Origin of the sequence: Haloferax profundi (assembly GCF_001469865.1) — an archaeon.
Taxonomy (GTDB): domain Archaea; phylum Halobacteriota; class Halobacteria; order Halobacteriales; family Haloferacaceae; genus Haloferax; species Haloferax profundi.
The window spans coordinates 1-543 of record NZ_LOPV01000185.1; the positions used below are offsets into that span (position 1 = coordinate 1).

Consider the following 543-nt stretch of genomic DNA (forward strand, 5'->3'; position numbering starts at 1 on the left):
ATCGTACCGAGATCCGACACAGGTGCGCTGGCAGAGCAAGCCAAGGTCTGTCGGGATCAACCGACGTTAGGGAATTCGGCAAGTTAGTCCCGTAAGTTCGCGATAAGGGATACCTGCTCTTGATCGAGCAGGTCGCAGTGACTCGGACGCTCCGACTGTCTAGTAACAACATAGGTGACCGCAAATCCGCAAGGACTCGTACGGTCACTGAATCCTGCCCAGTGCGGGTATCTGAACACCCATTACAATGGGACGAAGGACCCGTCAACGGCGGGGGTAACTATGACCCTCTTAAGGTAGCGTAGTACCTTGCCGCTTCAGTAGCGGCTTGCATGAATGGATCAACGAGAGCGTCACTGTCCCAACGTTGGGCCCGGTGAACAGCACGTTCCAGTGCGGAGTCTGGAGACCCCCAAGGGGAAGCGAAGACCCTATAGAGCTTTACTGCAGGCTGTCGCTGAGACGTGGTCGCTAATGTGCAGCATAGGTAGGAGCCGTTACACAGGTACCCGCGCCAGCGGGCCACCGAGGCAACATTGAAAT

Annotated in this window: 1 rRNA gene; it reads left to right on the forward strand. The window is 56.4% G+C overall.

Going from position 1 to position 543, the window contains the following annotated elements:
• A 23S ribosomal RNA gene (locus tag AUR66_RS20505) occupies window positions 1-543 on the forward strand; the annotation flags it as partial.